Annotated in this window: 4 protein-coding genes, 1 tRNA gene and 1 pseudogene; 2 read left to right on the forward strand and 4 right to left on the reverse strand. The window is 60.9% G+C overall.

What is annotated here, in order from left to right:
- Positions 1-199 (reverse strand): annotated as a pseudogene (locus tag JCM25156_RS24445) (Ppx/GppA family phosphatase); the annotation flags it as partial.
- Between the two features lie 165 nt (positions 200-364).
- Here JCM25156_RS24445 and JCM25156_RS13525 point away from each other — a divergent pair.
- Positions 365-438, forward strand: a tRNA-Gln gene (locus JCM25156_RS13525).
- Positions 439-834: 396 nt separating this feature from the next.
- Here the strand turns inward: JCM25156_RS13525 and JCM25156_RS29480 are convergent.
- Positions 835-1077 (reverse strand): hypothetical protein, encoded by a 243-nt coding sequence (locus JCM25156_RS29480; protein WP_025813500.1) that lies wholly within the window; start codon positions 1075-1077, stop codon positions 835-837.
- Between the two features lie 54 nt (positions 1078-1131).
- Entirely contained in the window at positions 1132-1269 is a 138-nt protein-coding gene (locus JCM25156_RS29485; RefSeq protein ID WP_159104996.1) for a hypothetical protein, read from the reverse strand.
- A 76-nt stretch (positions 1270-1345) separates the two neighbouring features.
- Here JCM25156_RS29485 and JCM25156_RS13540 point away from each other — a divergent pair, with 76 nt between their 5' ends.
- Complete coding sequence (locus JCM25156_RS13540; RefSeq protein ID WP_025813501.1) at positions 1346-1837, forward strand: YaiI/YqxD family protein; 492 nt, start codon at positions 1346-1348, stop codon at positions 1835-1837.
- Positions 1838-1988: 151 nt separating this feature from the next.
- Here the strand turns inward: JCM25156_RS13540 and JCM25156_RS13545 are convergent.
- On the reverse strand, positions 1989-2558 hold a 570-nt coding region (locus JCM25156_RS13545; RefSeq protein ID WP_025813502.1), incomplete at its 5' end, for an SDR family oxidoreductase.

Here is a 2558-nt window from a genome sequence, read left to right on the forward strand (position 1 = left end):
CCGCGCGGCTGAAACTGTCGATCACGCGCAGGCCCTGCGCACCGGCGCGGGCGATGAGCAGCCGGCAGTTGTGGGTGCCCAGGTCGATGGCGGCATAAAGCGGCGCGTGCATGCCGCGGCGATGCGCCACGGGGGAGAGAAGGGGCATGTGCCCCTGCTGTCGTGTCTTCGCGCTGAGCGTCTGCTGGACCATGTGCATCCAAACCCGGTGACGGACGAGGTATTACCTATTGTGTTGAGTGTTCTGCATAAAACGCAAGCCAAAAGAGAAAGTTTGCATAAAAGTCATATCGGGGCTTGCGTGGGTCGGGAGCGGCGGCTATATGCCTGTTCACCGCAGCGCATCGCGCCGCTTTCTCCTTGCTGGGGGATAGTTTAGCGGTAGAACTACCGGCTCTGACCCGGTCAGCCCTGGTTCGAATCCAGGTCCCCCAGCCACAATTTCCCAAATTATCAAATCGGATGATCAAAGTGGCTGGAATGGCTGCGAAATGGTCATGTCATGACTGTTTCAGGCTGATGCCGGGACGCTGTGCCTTGTCCGCACAGGGCTGTCGGTGACCCGGATTCTGGTCCGGTTCATGCCGGGGGCGGGTGATGGAGAAGGACTCCATTGATGCCCGTTCGGGATCACATCAGGTTCATATGTATGAAAATGTAACCATGAACCGGAACTCTGACAGTAATCATGCGGCAGGCGGCCGAATTTCTTTTCGGTCTCACGGTCGTTTTGTGTACTTATGAAACAATTGCCGATCGTGCTTGACACAAAAAGTCAGGAAGCGTGACATGACAATGTTTTAACATTGCCAGATCAACCTTAACCGGGGAGTTTCAGATGTCCACTTCTGTCTCAAGTCTCAGCAGCAGTTCTCTTGCCAGCCTGTTTGATACATCTTCCACAAGCAGCAGCTCGTCGTCTTCCTCTTCTTCTTCATCGTCCTCGACGGGGTCAAGCTCCTCCAGCACGACGACGAGTGAAGTCTTCAACAGCGATGGTTCGATCACCACCATCGTCAAGGATTCAAGCGGCGACATCATTTCCGAAACCACCACGGGTTCAACGAATTCCGCCAATTCCTCGTCACAGGGCAGCGGCAGCGCCCAGGGCGACGAAAACGGCGTTGATCTCTACGCCTGATCCTGCACCCCATGGCCCGGAGTGACGCGGGAGCGTAACTTCGGCCATGGGTTCCGGCCTGATCCCGCCTGCCGGTAATCCTTGCCAGTCACCCGGCTCCCGGCATAGGACAGGCGGCATGTCATCATGTTCCTTTCGCCTGTTTCCGGTCCGGTACGACGCGCCGGCCCATGTCCTTTCGATGCGCGTTTCGCGCTGCGCTACATGACGAGGATTTTCATTGATGCGGATGCCTGTCCCGTCCGTGATGAAACCTATCGGGTGGCCCAGCGGCACGGGCTGCATACTTTTGTCGTGTCCAACCGCATGATCGCGGTTCCGGCTTCGCCCCTGATCGAGCGTATCGTGGTGACGCAGGGCATGGATGTGGCGGATGACTGGATCGCGGAGCAGGTGGCCGCGCATGACATCGTCATCTCCGCCGATATTCCACTTGCTGCGCGCTGTGTGGCGCGCGGGGCCTGCGTGCTGGACCCGCGCGGGCGGATATTGGACGAGGACGCGATCGGCATGGCGCTTGCGATGCGTAATCTCATGGAAGACCTGCGCTCCACCGGCGCGATCATGCAGGGTGGGCGCGGTTTTACGCGGGCGGACCGCTCCACGTTTCTTTCAGCGCTGGATACCGCCGTGGTCCGCGCCCGCAGGCAGGCGGCGGGGCATGGCCGACCCATTTCCATCGTGCCGCCCCGATGACGGGACGGCGGAAGCAGTAGCCGCAAATCATTAAGGAAGTTTCTGGTGGAGCTTCGTTCAGAAAGCTTCAGGAAAGGCCGCCTTCCCGAAAAAAGGCGGCGCCCGGAAACGCCTGTCTGTCACTAAATCGTTCCGGGTCATTCCGTGCGGATCAGGCGGCCAGACCGCCATCCGTGGTCATCGCGGCCCCGGTGATGAAACCCGCCGCCGGGCTGGCCAGGAACGAGACCACGGCCGCGACATCGCTGATCTTTCCATATTCCTTGTGGCACATGAAGCTGCGCAGCAGGTCCGCCGCCGCGCCCGTCGCCGGGTTCATGTCGGTGTCGATGGGGCCGGGCTGGACCACGTTGATGGTGATGCCGCGCGGGCCAAGATCGCGCGCGGCCCCGCGGGCAAAGCCGTTCAGCGCCGATTTGGACGCGGAATAAAGCGAAATGCCGGGGAAGGGCGAACGGTCGGCAAAGGTCGAGCCGATCAGCACGATCCGCCCGCCCTGCGTCATATGGCGCGCGGCCTCGATGGTCTCGATCATCACGGCGCGGACATTCAGCCCCAGCACGCCGTCAACCTGTTCATCCGTCATCTCGGCCACGTCGCCATAGGGATAGATCCCGGCGTTGCACACCAGCGCGTCAATCCGGCCCAGTTCGCGCACGACCTGCTGTATGGCGGCGCGGTTGCCGTTGCCCTCGCCATCGCAGCGGATGGCGAGGCGCGG

The sequence above is a fragment of the Komagataeibacter kakiaceti JCM 25156 genome, assembly GCF_000613305.1.

Coding starts and splice junctions, on each gene's coding strand:
- JCM25156_RS13540 (WP_025813501.1), top strand. CDS start 1,346: ATGACGAGGATTTTCATTGATGCGGATGCCTGTCCCGTCCGTGATGAA.
- JCM25156_RS29485 (WP_159104996.1), bottom strand. CDS start 1,269: ATGATGACATGCCGCCTGTCCTATGCCGGGAGCCGGGTGACTGGCAAG.